The organism is Saccharospirillum impatiens DSM 12546, assembly GCF_000423605.1.
Classification (GTDB): Bacteria; Pseudomonadota; Gammaproteobacteria; order Pseudomonadales; family Natronospirillaceae; genus Saccharospirillum; species Saccharospirillum impatiens.
Window position 1 is genome coordinate 30,322 of the sequence record NZ_KE384061.1, and the last position, 17,316, is coordinate 47,637.

General features: G+C 54.1%; 15 protein-coding genes. 3 read left to right on the forward strand and 12 right to left on the reverse strand.

Going from position 1 to position 17,316, the window contains the following annotated elements:
- Positions 1-135: 135 nt before the first annotated feature.
- From cas2e to G565_RS0121190, 11 genes are all read right to left on the reverse strand, one after another.
- Positions 136-432, reverse strand: coding sequence for a type I-E CRISPR-associated endoribonuclease Cas2e (gene cas2e, locus G565_RS0121140; protein ID WP_028672568.1), 297 nt, complete (start codon positions 430-432; stop codon positions 136-138).
- Complete coding sequence (cas1e, locus tag G565_RS0121145; RefSeq protein ID WP_028672569.1) at positions 432-1,352, reverse strand: type I-E CRISPR-associated endonuclease Cas1e; 921 nt, start codon at positions 1,350-1,352, stop codon at positions 432-434. Before cas1e ends, cas2e begins: the two co-directional genes overlap by 1 nt.
- A gap of 13 nt (positions 1,353-1,365) precedes the next feature.
- Positions 1,366-2,058, reverse strand: a complete 693-nt coding sequence (gene cas6e / locus G565_RS0121150) for a type I-E CRISPR-associated protein Cas6/Cse3/CasE (RefSeq protein ID WP_028672570.1) — start codon at positions 2,056-2,058, stop codon at positions 1,366-1,368.
- Complete coding sequence (gene cas5e / locus G565_RS0121155; RefSeq protein WP_028672571.1) at positions 2,058-2,783, reverse strand: type I-E CRISPR-associated protein Cas5/CasD; 726 nt, start codon at positions 2,781-2,783, stop codon at positions 2,058-2,060. Before cas5e ends, cas6e begins: the two co-directional genes overlap by 1 nt.
- 8 nt (positions 2,784-2,791) lie before the next feature.
- Complete coding sequence (gene cas7e / locus G565_RS0121160; protein WP_028672572.1) at positions 2,792-3,829, reverse strand: type I-E CRISPR-associated protein Cas7/Cse4/CasC; 1,038 nt, start codon at positions 3,827-3,829, stop codon at positions 2,792-2,794.
- A 14-nt stretch (positions 3,830-3,843) separates the two neighbouring features.
- Complete coding sequence (gene casB / locus G565_RS0121165) at positions 3,844-4,431, reverse strand: type I-E CRISPR-associated protein Cse2/CasB (RefSeq protein WP_028672573.1); 588 nt, start codon at positions 4,429-4,431, stop codon at positions 3,844-3,846.
- Positions 4,428-6,020, reverse strand: coding sequence for a type I-E CRISPR-associated protein Cse1/CasA (gene casA / locus G565_RS0121170; RefSeq protein WP_028672574.1), 1,593 nt, complete (start codon positions 6,018-6,020; stop codon positions 4,428-4,430). The genes casB and casA overlap by 4 nt, the downstream gene beginning before the upstream one ends.
- A gap of 31 nt (positions 6,021-6,051) precedes the next feature.
- Positions 6,052-8,721, reverse strand: a complete 2,670-nt coding sequence (locus G565_RS25410; RefSeq protein ID WP_051208379.1) for a CRISPR-associated helicase/endonuclease Cas3 — start codon at positions 8,719-8,721, stop codon at positions 6,052-6,054.
- 142 nt (positions 8,722-8,863) lie between these two features.
- Complete coding sequence (locus G565_RS0121180; protein ID WP_028672575.1) at positions 8,864-9,691, reverse strand: BrxR family helix-turn-helix transcriptional regulator; 828 nt, start codon at positions 9,689-9,691, stop codon at positions 8,864-8,866.
- A gap of 283 nt (positions 9,692-9,974) precedes the next feature.
- Positions 9,975-11,201: a flagellar assembly protein T N-terminal domain-containing protein gene (locus G565_RS0121185; protein ID WP_028672576.1), complete on the reverse strand. Its 1,227-nt coding sequence runs from the start codon at positions 11,199-11,201 to the stop codon at positions 9,975-9,977.
- A 123-nt stretch (positions 11,202-11,324) separates the two neighbouring features.
- Entirely contained in the window at positions 11,325-11,933 is a 609-nt protein-coding gene (locus tag G565_RS0121190; RefSeq protein ID WP_028672577.1) for an LPP20 family lipoprotein, read from the reverse strand.
- A gap of 350 nt (positions 11,934-12,283) precedes the next feature.
- On the opposite strand from G565_RS0121190, the gene traF reads away from it, so the two are divergent.
- From traF to G565_RS0121205, 3 genes are all read left to right on the forward strand, one after another.
- The gene (gene traF, locus G565_RS0121195; RefSeq protein WP_028672578.1) at positions 12,284-14,029 is read left to right on the forward strand and encodes a conjugal transfer protein TraF; all 1,746 of its coding nucleotides are present in this window, start codon (positions 12,284-12,286) and stop codon (positions 14,027-14,029) included.
- Positions 14,030-14,256: 227 nt separating this feature from the next.
- Positions 14,257-15,486, forward strand: coding sequence for a multifunctional CCA addition/repair protein (locus tag G565_RS0121200; RefSeq protein WP_028672579.1), 1,230 nt, complete (start codon positions 14,257-14,259; stop codon positions 15,484-15,486).
- A complete protein-coding gene (locus G565_RS0121205) occupies positions 15,474-16,238 on the forward strand; it encodes a pteridine reductase (protein ID WP_211227250.1) in 765 nt (254 codons plus the stop codon). Before G565_RS0121200 ends, G565_RS0121205 begins: the two co-directional genes overlap by 13 nt.
- On the opposite strand, the gene G565_RS25415 is transcribed toward G565_RS0121205, so the two are convergent.
- The gene (locus G565_RS25415; RefSeq protein ID WP_051208381.1) at positions 16,189-17,304 is read right to left on the reverse strand and encodes a tRNA-queuosine alpha-mannosyltransferase domain-containing protein; all 1,116 of its coding nucleotides are present in this window, start codon (positions 17,302-17,304) and stop codon (positions 16,189-16,191) included. The genes G565_RS0121205 and G565_RS25415 overlap by 50 nt on opposite strands.
- Positions 17,305-17,316 lie beyond the last annotated feature (12 nt).

The window sequence follows — 17,316 nt, forward strand, 5'->3', positions numbered from 1 at the left end:
ATCATCGGTTGATCCCCGCGCCTGCGGGGAACGGTCTTACCGTAACTGGTTGATTTTAAAGCACTTTAAAAGCACCAAAAAATCCACCAACTTTTCGGTCGATTAGCATGTTAAAGAAATGAGCCTATTTTCTTATCAGGATAAAGGCAAGTCAGGAACAAACTTAACGAGCCTTAAACCGTCCTCATCAATAGGCATTCGGCGATTTTTGCCATAAGTCTGAAAATCAAACCCAGAATCATTATTCGCTGGCCAAGCCATCACAACGTTGCCATCTTCAGCAAGCGCTTCAATTTGCTGCCAAATCATTTCCCGAACTTTTCGAGAAACATCACCCACATAGACTCCTGCTCGGACTTCCAGCAACCAAACCGCCATCCGGCCTCTAAGCCTGGGAGGCACGGCCTCTGTTACTACCATCAGCATTGGCATTAGCCGCTCCTGTGCCCGGAATCCCCAAGGCTTTCCGGTTCAGGTATTGCTGGTGGCTGGGAATCTTCGGGCATGGATGGTGGCACTATTTCGCCAGCTGCCAGTATTTCTTCTATTACCGGGATAATACGCTTGAGCAGCCGAGTTTCTTTGAACGCGTCGCGGCAAGCGATTCTTACCGCTCTATCTGGGAATTTAGGAGTTTGGGCGGCCACTTTAAATGCGGCAGGGACGACTGTTTCAAATTTGAACAAATCGGCTATGTCGTAAACAAATGATTTAGGTTTCCCCGTGTGTAGAAACCCGATGGCAGGTGCATAGCCAGCGGCCAGAATAGCAGCCTCTGTTACGCCATAAAGGCAGGCCGTCGCAGCGGAAAGACACTTATTGATTATATCCGAGCTATCCCACTCCTTAGGGTCATAGCGTCTCCCATGCCATTCAATCCCGTACCTCTGGGCCAGCAATTTATACTGCTCTCGTACGCGGGCACCTTCTATCCCCCGGAGTTGGTCGACTGATCGCCTCTCCGGCGCTACTTCCTCGAACCGGAACTCAAACATTTTACGGACTACTTTCAACCGTAAGTTGTCATCCAACGCCAACTTGGCCTGGTATAACAACCGGTCCGATCTTGCGCCGCCAGGCTGGCCTACAGCATAGAGACGAACCGCCGACTCGCCTACCCAGATCAGTAGTGTTCCGGTTGTCGCAGCAAGCTTCACCGCCTCGTGCGAAATACGTGTGCCTGGCTCTAACAAAATGGCGGTACAACTGCCAACAGGAATATGTTTGCGCTCGCCGTTCACCTCATCGATAACGACGAAAGCGCCATCTCGTACCTCTATCTGTCCATAGCGAATGAACACCATGGCCAGCCGCTCTTTAATCGGAATAGGCTTTAGCTTAATGAACGCCATAACGTCACCCCGGTTAGTTGGCGCGGCGAATCATCATCAAGCCACAGCCCATTGATTTTGCTCGGCCAATACCCTGGTTTAAACTGTCAATGAAGCGGGATGGCTCTACGACCCTTAATAAACCTTGAAAGTTAACTGACGAAAATTGGATAAGCCCTCTATTACTTTTTCCATTGGATGCTTTGCGCACTTGGTGCTGCTGGTATTCAGTCACTTCGGGTTCAGATATAAACTCAACACCCATTGCTTCTTGCCTGTGCGCGCTGGACAACCAATCACGAGCCGCCTGGTATTGCAGTGCTTCTACCTTGTCCGATGATTCACCAGCCTCTCTGGCCAGGTGTTTGGCGTGCATTAACACATCCACTCGCGGCCCCCGCTTCCCCATTTTTTCTGCTTTCAGCATTCGAGTAGGGTTCGCTCTGAGATTATAGGCCAATACGTCGCCTGCTGAGAGTTTAGGCATGAAGGGCTTGCAACTCAGCGATATACCGGCAACATCCTGCTCAGGCTCGCTGGAAGAAAGTACGTAGTAACATAGCCCTTGAGCGCTTTGCTCGTACCGGAATAAAAAACCCCGGTTTTTATGAGTGGCAAACAATTGCCAAAGCAACTGGTGCTGCGCATAAGCATCGCCAGCATTTGCTCGCTCCGTCAATTGGGAAACCACAAACCCCGGTTCCGGCTTAATTCTGGAAAGAAACATTAGGCACTCCTCTGTACTTGGCTGCTGTGAACAGTCCGTTTCTTAAATTGCCACCGCTGCCGGGAACCGGGATCATCCCACTGTTCGAAGGTCTCCTCTTGCTTTAGCTCAGAATCCTCACCTTCCCATTGATAGATTACTTCGGAACGATGTAACGCTTTCTGAGCACCAGGGCTCTCACTGATGGCATCAAAAGTGGTGTCTAGCGCCGTTTGTAGGCCAGGTGCCTGGACCAAGCGAGGGTGAAGCGGTGCTGCCAATGGGCATGACTTACGACCCAGGGACAAGGGATATCGAGGCGTCTTAAGCGCCTTCTCTAAATCGGATAGTGAGACACTGGCTTCTGAACTCGATCTTAAGGCAATCACCCAATGGCCATCGGCTCGGTAGTCCCGGGTAGAAAGAATAGTATTAATCCTCTCTCGGTTACTGCCCAGTTCATCCTTGCGTGTGTGCCATATAGCCTTTTTGTCAGTCGTGGGTACCTGCGAGGTGTGGTAATCCCGCAGGAGCACGCCTTGCGACTCAGCTTTGACCGCGACATCGAAGCTGCTAGCCAGTGCCTCCAGACGTTCGGCCTCATCCCTCCGGATACCCAGCGCGGCTCCCAACATGCCAAGAATGGCTGAACGAGTAGGCATGGCCAATGTCGGTCTTACACCTCCAACCGCAGTATTCCCCCAACTGGCCAGGGGCCCATACAACCTGAAGACAAGAAATTCCATATAACCTCCTAGTCTTGAACCGCAAGTGCAATCACGTCGTTGAGTGACCCATGGCCAGTAGAAGCATTGAAGCTCACACGACTATCGGCGCACTTTCCATAAACCTTGTCGAAAAACTCTGCCTGCTGCTCCAGTTTATCGACCGATGCATGGAGGTAGTCTTTTTCCTTTATGGGCGCCAAAAAGGCAGCGGAAAGGCTCCTGGGTTGTTGGTTTCCGCGCTCTATCATCATGTAGGATGCATAGGCAAAAGAACCGAAGCTATTTTGCTTACCCTTGGGTGATACACGAGCAATTGCCTCAACCAATGCTGCAATTGCTTTGTTGGCGAGTTCCGTGTTGCCGTCCAGATTCTTAATCAGTGATTCACGATCAATACAGACATACCCATAAAACAGAGCTGCTGCAAAACTGGTTTCGCCAATGTGAGCCGCGCCCCGGTCTTCATGCTCTGCATTAAGGTCATCCACGGCTGTAAAATAATCGTCCTCGACAACGACGCCATGCACACTGATCGCATGTGCCACCTGGCATGCAGCTTCCACATTAAAGCTGGGGGCGTCAGCAAGCATGCGTCCAAATAACGCTATATCCGCAGCGGCAGCATTTTTACGCAACAATTTGAATTCTTCTTTTTCAGGCCCCCGATTTTCCTGCGCGAGCTGGTCCGCCAGGGCGTTAATAGCATCCCACTCCTCCGGGCTGACAAATACCAACTGCTGGGTTGTCACCTTGTCTTTTTCCACACTGCCAAACACCTTGGCTATGTCTGCACTCCATTCCCGGGCTTTTTTCTCGGCAATGCCCTTTTCAACCAGCCGTTTGCAAACATGCTCGCCAATGTCCCGTGTCCGGGTACCCAAGTGATCGCTCAGTGCCTCCTGAAACAAGTCGGATGTCCGCCAATGCCGCTTGAGGCTTTGCGAACTAACCCGCAGGCGTTCCACGCCCCCCATTACAGCGGTCTTTGGCCTACCCAGGTCATCCCGGTTCAGGTTGGCAGGGGGGTAAGACGTCAAAGAGTGAATTTGTATAAATCTAGACATGTTGGTTTCCCTTCTTAGTTGAATTTACGGGGTTGGGATTCATAGTATTCCATGGCCCATTTCAGGGTCTGGCGACGAGTCGGGTCAATGTCCGTTTCTTTGGATTGGCTCTGCCAATACCAGCCTTCGACTTCCTTCACAAAGGAAGCAACGTTAACCGTTCCACCGATCTGAGCCAGAATGCGCCTCACCCGACTAACAAACTCCTCTGGCGTTCGGGCATGAACCAGTTGTTGAAACCTGATCTGAGACACTGTGGGGCTATCCGATTCGGGCCCGCGCGTACTCGCCATCGCTTTTGCTATTGATTGGGGTCCATCTTGTTTGACGGCAGCGAGTAGCCAGGCAAGCATGGCAACCAGAACCATACGCCGGGGCGTTCTGATGTCACTAGGCAGGGAAAGCCATAATTGTTGAAAAGCTTCCGTTACCAGTACGTCATCAATGGATGTACAGCGCTTTAACGTTGCCCGGTAGGCAGTAGGCCGCTTGCGGGTGTCTCCGTCTTCAACCGGCTCCTTACTGATCGTTCGGCGCCACCAGGATATGCATTGATAGGCTATTTCGCCCTCGTTACCGGCCTTCTTATCACTTATGGTCATGATGCAACCTTCCTTTTCGTGTCCAGTTGATACCGTTTCAGGTAATCGCCCTTGTACTTGATGAATTTCAGATTCCGCCGGGCTTCAATCTTCCGCCGCAAGTGCGGGTCATGACTGTCCACACTCAATACAAGATCATCAAAAATGGTCAAGACTGCATTTTGAAGTTCTGTAATCCATGTCTGACACGTCTGGGAAGAAATTTTGTCGTCCCCGGCCTGCATGCTGTTTTTGAAAGCATATGCCAATCGAAAGAAAGCCCTCTCTGTTTCACTCCAGAAGCGGTCGTCGATAAATTTCAAATCCCCTCGGGTATCGCCATTACCAAACCAGGCATCCTTACAAGCGCGTCGTAACGCCGCGCCAGCTGTTTTAGCAACTTCGACATGCAACGTCAGCTCAATGGAATATCGCTGCGCTTTCTCAGGCGAGAGTGGTAAGAAGGGCATTCTTGATTCATACCAGGAGCGGGCCTTCATATTGTCCATATCAAACCCGAACACCCAGATGCCGATGTTGTCAATTAGCCCAAGATCCTCTAGCCATACCTCCTTGGCACCGAGGTTTTCGATCACCTGTGCTGGTATAACTCCCTCGTTCTGGTTTCGAAATAAAAACTGATGCCATTGACGGTACCCGATTCCGCCTGGCTGACCCTTTATAGAGAACGGCTCATTTTCTGGCTTTTTGGGGTCAAAACGGTAAGGCGTTAACGGGTGTTTCCAAGCGCCAGAGTAGTTAGCCCCATAGTTCTGTGTCCGGTATTGGGTGACCAGTCTGGTAGAGTCCACGCCCAGCAAGTCACATTGGCCAGCCGCCGCTTCCTCCAGGCGTATCCTGCGGGGCATAGCCCAGTATTGGTGCAGCGGGTGCATGCCCTCGTCATGCAGGTATATTTCGGAACCCTTTTTGTCACTGACTCGGGTGGGTGCCAGCCAGGGAAATACCGCGCCATCGTTGAAGTGAGTAGGAGGTGATAAATCGCTGTCTTCAAGCGTCAAAATATTGAGCCAAAGCTTTCGGAACAGACTTAACGACGGGTCACTCGACACCGCCAATGTAGTCAGTGGACCGCCGCCACGAAGACCTGTTCTATTACCCTGCCCACCAGCTGGTGCATTGATTTGCAAAGTAAACAGAGCCATAGCCGCCATAGGGAGGGAAAGCTGATTGACATTACCTCGCTTTACAAAGTGATCGGTATTCAGTTTAAGGGCATTACCACCCGGCGCATCGATTAATAAGCTCGACACAGAGACCGTTGAAGAGTCACTTAATGGACTGAGATCCTGCATAAACCTCGGACCTTCGCCGAGCAATTCGAATGCGTGGGAGATTTTATTCAGCGCTGACTCAAGATCGGCTGGCGTCGGCGGTGACTCATAGTGTTCCAGCCACTCATTGTCGTCTTCTGGGGCAAAGGCAGTTTGCAGAATTCCAATTAGAAATTGCCATGAAGCTCCGTAGAAGTCTTGACGCGGCATAACAATGTCAACCAGATCTTCACGACCAATGTTTTTGAGAGGCAACTCCACCTGCTCATCGTCGACTGTCTTAAAAGTGAGCCATGGCTCGGTGCATAGGTTCATATCGTCAACTACTCCAGTTCAATTCACTGCCCTATTCTGTAGCGGCACTTTCTAACCCAATTTCTTCGGAATAAGGCACATCCGCAACACAACATATCAGGGAGAATTTGGCCCGTTTAAAAGTTCTGACAAACTCCTGACGGTGCTCATTGCTGATTTCAGCAAAGCTTGCCAGGAGTTTCGGGCTACTCACTCTTGCTGTGCTCAGCTCAACAGCAAAACTTCGATCTGAAACCAGTGGCCGATAGACTCCGTCTTCCAATTTCACTAGAACGACTTCTCTGGCCTCCTCTCCCAGACGGGTACCCACCTCAATATTGTCGTCCGTCCAAATCTGGCTACTGTTGGCGCTGTAACCTTTATCCAAATCCAGGCGACTGAACCTCCCCTGGCTCTTACTGGCGCGCTCTTTTCCCATATACTCTTGCTCGGCGAGAGTCAGCCCGCTGGGTATTTCCGCCTCCGGTCCATAAACCGATTCGATCATCTCCCGAGAGCGCTCCGGCAGTTCCAGCCTGCCGGAATCCCGCAGGTATCGCATTGTCAGCCAAATTCTGCCCGGAGTTTGGTAGACGTACTGAGTATTACGGGAGTGCTCGATCAGCCAGTCTTTAGCCGGATCTTCTTGCCACGCTGGCGCGTGAACGTAAAGTGTCGGTCGCGCACGCTGATCCTGACTGGCCTCGGGTACAGGGGCACCTTCGGCGTCGCGAACATGCCGGTGCAAGCGCCCGGCCCTTTGAATTAAGTCGTCTATCAGGCACAAATCACTGATCATCAGATCAGCATCGGCATCCAGGCTTTCCTGAAACACCTGAGTTGCTACCAGTACGTACCCAGCCCGGTCTTCCGGTGTGGATTCCTTGCCAAAATGGCGCATCACCCAGGCTTCTTTGTCTTTACGATGTTGCAATACATAGCGGCTGTGAAACAGCAGACACTTCTCGGGCGTTGGGTGGCACTCTTTTAGCCGTCTGTAGGCGGCGATGGCTTCATCTACCGAGTTTCTCACCCAGACTACACACTGCCCTTTTTCTGCCGCCGTCAAAATCACATCTATGCAGTCATCGTCAGTGTGCAAAAAGGAAACCGGGATATCCTTACGCGTTTGCGGTCGGTGCTCCACGGGCTGCTCCTGCAGCCCGTGTTCATTTGAAACCACGGTAGCCAGAGGGAAAGCGCTGCTCGACGGTTTTCGCCAGGCACTCTCCGGCATATCGAGTGCCTCTTGCCACGTCCTGGTCAAGCGAGCTCGTTGCGCCATTGTCAGCGTTGCCGTTAGCATGACAACACTACCACCCTGTTGGGCATGAAGTTTCAGCAGCGAGTCCAGCAGCTCCAGCATGTAGGTGTCTGCCGCATGCACTTCATCCAGTATCAACACCTTTCGATATAAGCCCAGCACCCGTAGTGACTGATGTTTTTTGGGTAATACAGCCAGTAAAACCTGATCTATCGTGCCCACCCCCACGGGCGCCAGCAGGGCCTTCTTTCGGCTATCGGCGAGCCAGCCACCACAATGCATAGAGGCCGTTTCTTCGCTTTTCTGATAGGGTCGTTCCTGCCGACCTTCGCCAAGCTTGGCTTCCTGGAACAAATCGTTCATATCCCTGGCACCATGTGCCAATACAAGGCTTACCGGGCGGTTATCTTCTTGCTTCAACATCCGGTTATAGACATCCGCAACCCGCCCAAACATAGCATTGGAAGTGGCCATGGTTGGCAAACCGAAGTAGAAACCATCCCCATTTCCCGCTTCAAGCAGACGATGAGCAACGGTCAGCGCCGCCTCAGTCTTACCTGATCCAGTAATATCTTCAAAGATAACCAACTGCGGAGAGGCAGATATAGGGAGTGCAGCGGCAAATTGTTGCAATGGCGATGGTGAAAACGAAAACATTTGCTTGAAGGAACCAAAAGGTACAACACCCACCGGCTCGAACACTTCAGTTTTGGCTAGCGCCCGCTTCGCTCTCGGCAGAGCGGTATTGATCCAGTAATCGTTTGGCGAACAGGGCTGGTCGCAATACTCAAATACGGAGTTATCGGACCCAACCCAGTCGCAGTAGGTCGAGAAACCGGCGATTAGCCAACTCCCCCGCTTTAGTTGAGTGAACAAATCCTTCGAGGAAAGTTTATTCCATGGTGGGCTTACGTTTAGCAGGCCTAAACTGTCTGCGAGCCATTCGGAGACAGCCAATCTGTCGTGTACTGTGAATTTGGATGAATCCGGGCGGCTGTATCCATCATTGATCGGCTTCCCGTGATGCCCCCAAAAAAGACTGAGGAAATATCTCAGGTGCTTTCTTACCACCCTGTCTTCAAGTTGCCTTCCCAGGTCATCAGGCAGTCCTATATCCTTCCAAACATCGTAACCCATTTGGTCATGTCGACCGTTCTTACCGTCATAGCTTGCACCCGGTGGCAGCTCAACCAGCGTGTATCCAGCCTCCTCAAATAAACTCTGAAAAGATGCGGTCATTTTCCCAAGGTCATGCATTAACAAGCCGAAAACCAGTAACGCCTCCACTTCTTCAATGGTTAAATCGAGCAAATCAGCAAGATCACATGCCAACTGAGGTTTAGCCTTCAATACCTGATAGCCAACGGCAGCGACATCCATCAAGTGAAACGGAAGTAAGTGGACATTTACCGTCGCTTCAGGTTGTTGGGCCTTGCCGATGTACAGGTTATATTTCAAATCACTCGCCCTTTTAAGTTTTATAGCAGGTTGGTTCGTTGTTGTTATGTCACTGGCCTATCTTGCTTTTAGAAAACGGCCCGAACAACACTGGTCATAACCACACGTAAACAAACTTAACGCACCCGCCTGCGTTTTCAATTCAATCCCCAAACAACCACCCCTTAACCTCCTGCTTATTAACCAACACCAACTGCTGCGCCTCCGGTGTACCGTCCAGTATTTTGACACTTACCTGCATTTCCTGAATCAGGTACTGGGCTAGGGCGGCCCGGGTTTCGACGATCAGGGTGCCATTGCTCATCTGATAATCGTTCATGAGCACCGCTTTCTGGGCATCGTTTAATCGGGGGTCGGGTGCGAACACCAGTTCAAGTGGGGTGTTCCAGGCGATGTCCTGGTCTTTGCCGTTGGATGAGGTGTCTAACAGTTCAGGGGTACCCCGAAATCGACTGAGAACGAAATCTCGATACTGTTGGCTTTTCTCGCACCAGGCGCGAAGGTGCCAGCGAACACCGGCGTTGACGAAGGTGTGCGGAACGATGATCCGGCCTTCGTTATTGGGGTTGGTTAGGGATACGTAGTCGACTTCCAGGCGGCGTTGTTCTCGCTGGGCTTTAATCATGGCCCGCATTACCTGCGGGGATACACTGCGCTCGGGGGGTTTCAAGGATTCGAAGCCCGGGCTTAACGAGGCGGGTATGCGGTGTTCACTTACCCAGTGCAAATACTCGGCCACGTCACCTGAAATTAATGTCGGCGTCATGGTATCGCTTGGGCGGTAGACTTTGCTGTGGGTGTCGTAGGTGAGGCTGTTGGGGTTGATGGTTTCCCGGTAGGATTTCAGGGCGGTGCTGGCGGCCTGGCGGGAGAGTTCGAATTGCTGGCACAGCATGGTGCTGTTGATCTGCCCTTCCCACCAGGCGTGCAGCTCTATAAACCAGTAGCGGATTTCGGTGGTGTTGGCCATTGTCCCTCGCTGTTACTGAATGCTCCGTTTCTTCAGTTTGAACTTAGCTCAGAATATAGCAAGGCAGGTGGCGCACATGTGTCCGCCTAGGGTGGTAGTGGGGTGGTTTGGTTAAGAATTTGGCTGGCGTGGTTCGCCGGTTGGTATGCTTCCTGTCGCCCAGGGGACTGGCCTCCTACGCAGTGTGGTGGCGAGTAAAACGAGGGTTCACAAGTTACCAACTACGGCTGCGCTGCCCTCTCTCTCTAGCTCTCTCCTCCGATGGTGGAGAGAGGATGTGTTCTCACCACGCCATCACCAGATCATCCATCTGCAGGTTCAACCGCTCGGTACCAATCGACAGCTCAGCAATCGCGAAATGCGGTTGCACCTGCTTTACTTCGGCCACAAGACGGGTGTCGCTCAGTTGCCAGAAGCTGTCGCCCTGGCGATCGAAGTTCTGGCTGGTGCGGTAGACGCTCAGAAAGTCACCCGGGCGCAAGCCACTGGACGCGCCGGTGTCGACGAAGATTCGGCTGCCATTGACCTGGGTAATGGTGGCCATGAAGGGCTGACATTGAATGGTTTGCTGGATGTCGCTCATGGCCTGGTCGAGTAAGACTCGCACGTGCTGGCCATAATCGGTGGTGAAGAATTTGCCGGTAGCGAAGCCGACGCGAGCGGTGCGCTCTTCATTCCAGTCGCCGTAAGTGCTGTAGCGGCTTTGGAAAACCAGCGCACCGGAATGACCGTCGTGGACGAACAGATCAAACACGAAGTGGCGGGTACGCGGTGCTTTTTCCAGGCCGACTCTGGCGAGCAGGCCATCCCAACTGCGCTCGCGCGGTGCATCGGGGTTTTCCATAGCCAGGTCGCGAATGACACCGGAAATGACGAACTGCACGCCCAGGCTTTGTGCCGCGTCAACGGCGCTGGTCAGCGTCATGCGGGGGGAAAGCTGAGTCGGTGCGGTTCGGGTATTGGGGTACAGCGTCATGGCATTGGCATTCAGGGCGCGCATGCCGGCCACACCGTTCAGGCCGTTGACCAGGTAGGCGGGCAGGCCACGGTCAACCGAGCCCAGGTGCCCCATCGAGGCTTGTTGCGGGTGCTCCATCGCAAAGCCGGTCACCGCCACCGATTTGCGGTAATGGTTGGCCATCACATTGGCGCATACCTGATCAGGCGACACCCGGGCAGTAATTGCCACCGTGTACACATCACCTTCACGGCCTTCACCCATGATCTGAATATCACGCACCTGAGCTGCACTGTTCACGCGCAGATAATCGACGGTGAGGTTGCCGTCTTCCATGACCTGGGTGCTGTGCACCTGGGCACTGACTTGCATTGAGGCGCTTTCAATGGCCTTGCGCAAAGCACGAATGCGGGCACTGTTGACGTCATCGTATTCGATCTCTGCCTGGCCTTCGGCATCGACCATTATCACATTACTGGCCGGTATAGACTCGGCCGATGCGGCACCAAACACCAGGGCCAAGATGACCATAAACCCGATGAAACCTTGCATTTCTACGCTCCTTCGCGACGGTTCATCCGCCCCCACAGGCACGGTTCATCGCGATGTATGATTCGATAAAAACGACTCGATACCACTGCTTAATGAAACTGATCAGTCACGCTACCCGATAAACTATTCAATAAAGTACAGACCCGAACCGGAGGTATCGACGCCCTGCTGACGCAACTGCGAGCGCGTCATGGAATCCACGTCGTAGACCACATCGGAGGCACAGCGGCTGTTTTGCCGACCGGCTGGCTGGTTGGCCAGGCAGTTGCGGAACCCTTCATCGATGACCATTTCGACCATGGTTTCGTAGCTGCCATCGGCCATCATGTCCTGGTACACCACTTTCGCGCCCAGGATGTGAGTGTCGACAAAGGCTTTGAAACGGTCGTTCTCGACCACCAGGTTCTCGACGGTCGAGCTGCCCACAATCTGGGTCCCGTAGACCCGTTCCGCCAGCGTGCGGTAGGCGTCGAGTTTGGAGGCGCGCATGGCAATCAGCCGCTTTTGAACCTCAGACAACCCCTGTGAATTGGGGTTGATGGCGCCGTAGCCGGTCGAGCGCAGCACCATAGGCTCCATGGGTGGCAGCTTTTCGTTAATGGCCCGAACCTCAGCCACAATGGCTTCAACTTCGTCGTCGTCATTGCCGAAGGGCCACATCGAGCAGCCACTAAGCAACACCGTAACGCCCAATACGGCAATGCAGGATCGCCACTGAATGAAGGTTTTCATAAAAGGTACTCCGCTTACCGATACATCGAATTAGGTTTCCTGTTCTATCGGCACCGGTCGCAAAGACATTAGTCCTAACTGCGGGTTTCACGGAGTAGCAACACCTCGCCAAATTTCAGGCGCTCCTTACCGTTACAGGACGTAAAGATCGGCTTCTGCGCCAAAAAATCGGTCGAAATCTGCTCAAACAGCACTTTTTATTGTGATTTACTTCACATTTAATAGACGCTGACCCATTATTTAATCATTACTGGCTCAGGCAAACTTAGAGTGCAGGCCAGAAACGCCAGACTGGAAACCAGCGGCGACGCTCAGCGCACCATGCTATTCAACCTAATCAGGGCCTCCGAATGAAGAAAACACTGCTTACCCTCTCTGTGATTGCTGCCAGTGCAGCTCAGGCAACCCCCTTTACCGGGAATGATGCGAAGTCGAACGCTATGGGCAATACCGGGGTGGCGTCTGCATCGCTGTCTAGTGTTCACTCGTTTAACCCGGCTCTACTGTCTGCACTGGGACGAGAGTCAAAATTCGCCATGACACTGCCCTCATTTCGGTTCTCCATCGATGATTCCGATGGCGTGGTCTCATCCGGCAAGGCATTCTCTGATGAAGGTGGCACCATCGATCAGTTCGAAACCATCGATGCCGACGCATTCAGTGTGGCCGTTTTTGGGGATGCCAGTGCAGGCATTGACTCAATGGAAGAAGTGCTGACCAGCATCAGTCAAAACGTTTTTGATCTAGATGCTGCGATTCAGGCGGTCAATGACGATATCGACAATGATGGGGAAGTTTCCCAAGCTAGCCTCGATGAACTCAATACGCAGTCGACTAACTTAACTTCGAACACCACCACGTTAGATGGGAAAACAACTACCGCCAATGATGAGGCCACCAACCTCGACCGAGTCGTACAAAATACCAAAACCGACTTTCAGTCATTTGATGAAAAAGCATTCAGCCTGGGATTGGGTGCAGATTTCATCAGCGTGAGCCTGCCACGCGAAGGCTACAGTTTCGGTTTCAATATCTCGAACAACACCACTATTGGCGCCAAGATCTTTATGAACGACAACGATTTCAATGAAATCGATTTGTTGTTGAGCGATTTAACCGGGCTGACCAATCAATCAACCGAACTCAGTGGATCCATGGTTGACCTGTCGGGCGCTAACCAGGCGATTACCAATCACATTGGAACCTTGCCTGACCCTGACGACTACACGAATGGGCAAGCTGATGCAGGATATCAAAGCGACCTACAAGACTGGGGTACGGAGCTGGATACCCTCTACACCAACCTGGACACCGCTCAACAGGACGTAAACACCGAGCAAGATGCCCTCGTTAATTACAACGGTACCTACTACACCAACGGCGAGGTAAACGCCCCTACCCTGGAAAACTTCGAATCCGAACTGGAGATCATCGGCGCATCCGTGACCGAGTTTGGTGTCACCATCGCCCGGGATTTCGAATACATGGGCGAAGCCTTCTCTGCGGGTGTAACTCCCAAGCTGGTGAGCCTGAACATCTTTGAGAAGCGATTCACCATTGACGAGGCCGAAGACGAGTTTGGCGACACCGCGACTCTGATTGAAGAAAACTCAACCAATGTCGTGACGGCAAACGTCGACGTGGGTGTTGCCAAAAACTGGCCCGACGTATTGCGCGGACAAGTCAGAGCGGGCCTGGTCATAAAAGACCTGATTCCCCAAACCTTTGAAACCACCTCGGGTGCAGATGTCAGCATTGGTCCGAAAATGCGCATTGGCGGTGCCCACATGACACGCTGGACAACCCTGGCGGCGGATCTGGACATCACCGAAAACCAGCCTCTGAAATACGGCGCTCCAACTCGCTACCTGGGCCTGGGTGCGGAATTCAATGCTTATAACTGGTTCAAACTGCGTGGCGGTTATCGTAATAACCTGAGTGTTGAAGACAGCCATGTTGTATCAGCCGGGTTCGGCTTTACGCCCTGGGGCGTCGGGCTGGATTTCAGCGGTTGGTTCAAGCCCAAGTCATTCGACGACTGGGATGAAGTGATTCAGGACGCCGGTGCTGTTGCTCAGTTCAGCATGGAATTCTAGTCACTAAAACAGTGATACTGGCAACAAACTAAGCGACCGTTGCCGGATGTACCTAGCCGGGGGAGTCCGCAGCATGGATGCTGCGGCCTAGGCTCCATGGACGGATTCACGCCGACCCCGGCTAGGTTCATCCGGTGACGGTCGCGAACTCAAAGCACCCCCTGCAACCCCGCCCCACTTTCCACTACACTAGACCCTCATTCCCAACCTTTGCCTGAACGCCCTACATGGATACCTACCTCGTTGGCGGTGCCGTTCGCGACACCTTGCTCGGCCTGACCGTTAAAGACCACGACTGGGTGGTGGTTGGTGCTGCGCCTGAAGAACTGGAACAAGCGGGCTATCAGCGCGTTGGGGCTGACTTTCCCGTGTTTTTACACCCCAAAACCAAAGAGGAATACGCCCTGGCGCGCACCGAGCGCAAATCGGGCCACGGCTATACCGGCTTTGAAGTCCAGTTCTCACCCGACGTCACCCTAGAAGAAGACCTGTTGCGCCGCGACCTGACCATCAATGCCATGGCGCAAACCAGTGATGGCACCCTCATTGACCCGCATCACGGCAAGGCCGACCTCGATAACCGATTACTACGCCATGTATCGCCCGCTTTTCGCGAAGACCCACTGCGGGTATTGCGCATCGCCCGCTTTGCCGCCCGGTTCGACCACCTCGGATTCGGCATCGCCGATGAGACCCAGGCCCTCATGTGCGACATGGTGCAATCAGGCGAACTGAAATACCTGGTACCGGAACGCATCTGGCAGGAAATGAGCCGTGCGCTGATGGAACCCAATCCGGAAGTCTTTTTTCAGGTATTGCGCGGCTGTGGCGCACTCAAGGTTGTATTCCCGGCCCTGGATGCCCTGTTCGGCATCCCACAGCCGATGCGCTGGCACCCCGAAGTCGATACCGGCATTCACACCCTGAAAGCCCTGCAAATTGCCGTTCGCATGGAAGCGCCACTGGAAGTTCGCGTAGCCACCCTCAGCCACGACCTGGGCAAAGCCCTAACCGAACCCACCAACTGGCCTTCGCACCGGGGCCACGAAGACCTGGGTGCCGACCTGATTCGCCAGCACGCCAGCGACTGGCGCTGGCCGAAGAAAGCCGCGGCGCTGGCCGAGCACACAGCCCGGTATCACACCCATTGCCACAAAATTCGGGAACTGCGCCCGGCCACTATTGTCAAAACCCTGAACAAACTCGGCGCCTGGCGGCGCAGCGACCACTTTGATCAGTTTTTGCAAGCCTGTGAATGCGATGCCCGCGGCCGATCCGGTCTGGAACAGCAACCGTACCCTCAGTCAGCGTTGTTTAAACGTTGCCTGACGGCTTGTGAGTCGGTTTTACCGGTTGACCTGGCCGCTCAGGGGTATAAGGGCGCTGAGCTGGGCGAAGCGCTGAATCGGGAACGGGTACGCGCCGTAGCGCAGGAGAAGGCAACATGGTCCGACTGACCAGTACGATCAGTGGTATCAACAGTAACGCGCCGGTGGTGTTTATCACCGGCGGCGCCCGCCGGGTGGGTGCAGAAACGGCCCGGGTTTTTCACACCGCCGGCTTTCGGGTCGTCATTCACTACCGCAGCAGTGAACGCGATGCCAATGAACTCGTTAGCCAGCTGAATCACACCCGGCCCAACAGCGCCGCCTGTGTTCAATCGCCACTGGATACCCGCGATCACGTTCAATCCGCCGCCCTGGCTGCGATAGAAGCGTTCGGGCAAGTGGATGTGCTGATCAACAATGCGTCGAGTTTCTTCCCCACCCCCTGGGGTGAGATCACCGATGAGGCCATTAACACCCTGATGCACAGCAACCTGCTGCTGCCCATGGTGATGATTCAGGCACTGGCACCGGAACTGAAACGCCGGGAAGGGGCCATCATCAACCTGGTCGATATACATGCGCTGCGACCACTGGCCAACCACCCGGCTTACGGTGCGGCCAAGGCCGGGCTGATCAGCCTGACCAAAAGCGCCGCGCTGGATCTGGCTCCCCAGGTTCGTGCCAACGCCATCGCCCCCGGCGCCATTCTGTTACCCGAGCACGAAGGCGATGAGTACGAACAGGAACTGACTCGAAGCATACCCCTGGCGCGCATGGGCAGCCCCACCGATATCGCCGAAGCGGCCTTGTTCCTGGCGACCGCCCCCTATATCAGCGGCCAGATTCTCCCGGTCGATGGTGGCCGGACACTGAAGCAATAGCGGCGATTCGCCCGGTATAACGTCCGGCCATGTCCTGCCACAGGGGTATTGAGGGTTTGCTGGCCGCTTTACCCTCTGCCAGCGTGGCTTTCAGTGCCTCAGCCAGATCGTCGATGTCCCGACGGGCATCGCCCTCTGACCCGTCATAAAACCGGGCCGTCGGCAAGCACTCGGGGTACGCCAGACGGTTAGGCACCACCACCTGAGCACCGGCCTGCGCCAGCTCCAGCATCGATAACCCCTGAAAATCGTGCAGAGCGGTCGAGACACCGATCCCGGCGCGAGCGACCCATTGGGCATAATCGTCCCGGCTTGCCTCCCCCCAGTGCACCACCGCATCACCCAGCGCCTGGCGTTGCTGATCAAATTCGCCATTGCGACCGCCACCCGATCCGAGCATGGCCAGGCGGAAACCCACACCCGCTTCACGCAATCGCACCAGGGCCGCCAAAAAACGCTCCGGCTGTTTATCCCATTCCCAGCGGTGATTCCAGACAATCAAGTCCGGCTCTTTGGCATGGCCTGACAAGGCGGCGAAGTCGTCGGTCAGAGGCACCGGCAGAACATCCGAGTGCCGCTCGATTCGAACCATGGGTTCACCCGGCAGCTTTTCCGGAAAACGACGCAGTAGTTTGCGGGCGCCCGCGAAAAAGGTGCGCCGGTTAAACTCGGTGTTGAAGCTGACCCAGTCGGCACACAGGGCATTTTGAATGCTCAGAAACTGCCAGCCAATCTGGTGGTCGGTGGCCTGCGAGGCGGAACGGGGGTGGGCAAACTGGTTTTCGTGAAAATAGAGCCAGGTTGGAATGGCGGCCAGGTGCGCGCGAAAGGCGCGCAACCGGGTCAGATCACTCAGGCTGGTGGCGATGATGAGGTCATAGTGGCGCTCCATATCCGGGTCGTCTGCCAGTGCCCAGAGCAAGCCCGAAGCCTCCACACGCCAGCTAAAATGCCGCGCGGGTTGCGTTTTCAGCGTCCAGTCGATGTCCGGAAACGCGTCCATAAGGCCCTTGCACCAGTAGGCGTGGCTGGCGCTGTGGTAGGCACTGAGCAGAAGTACCTGCATTACCTTGTATTT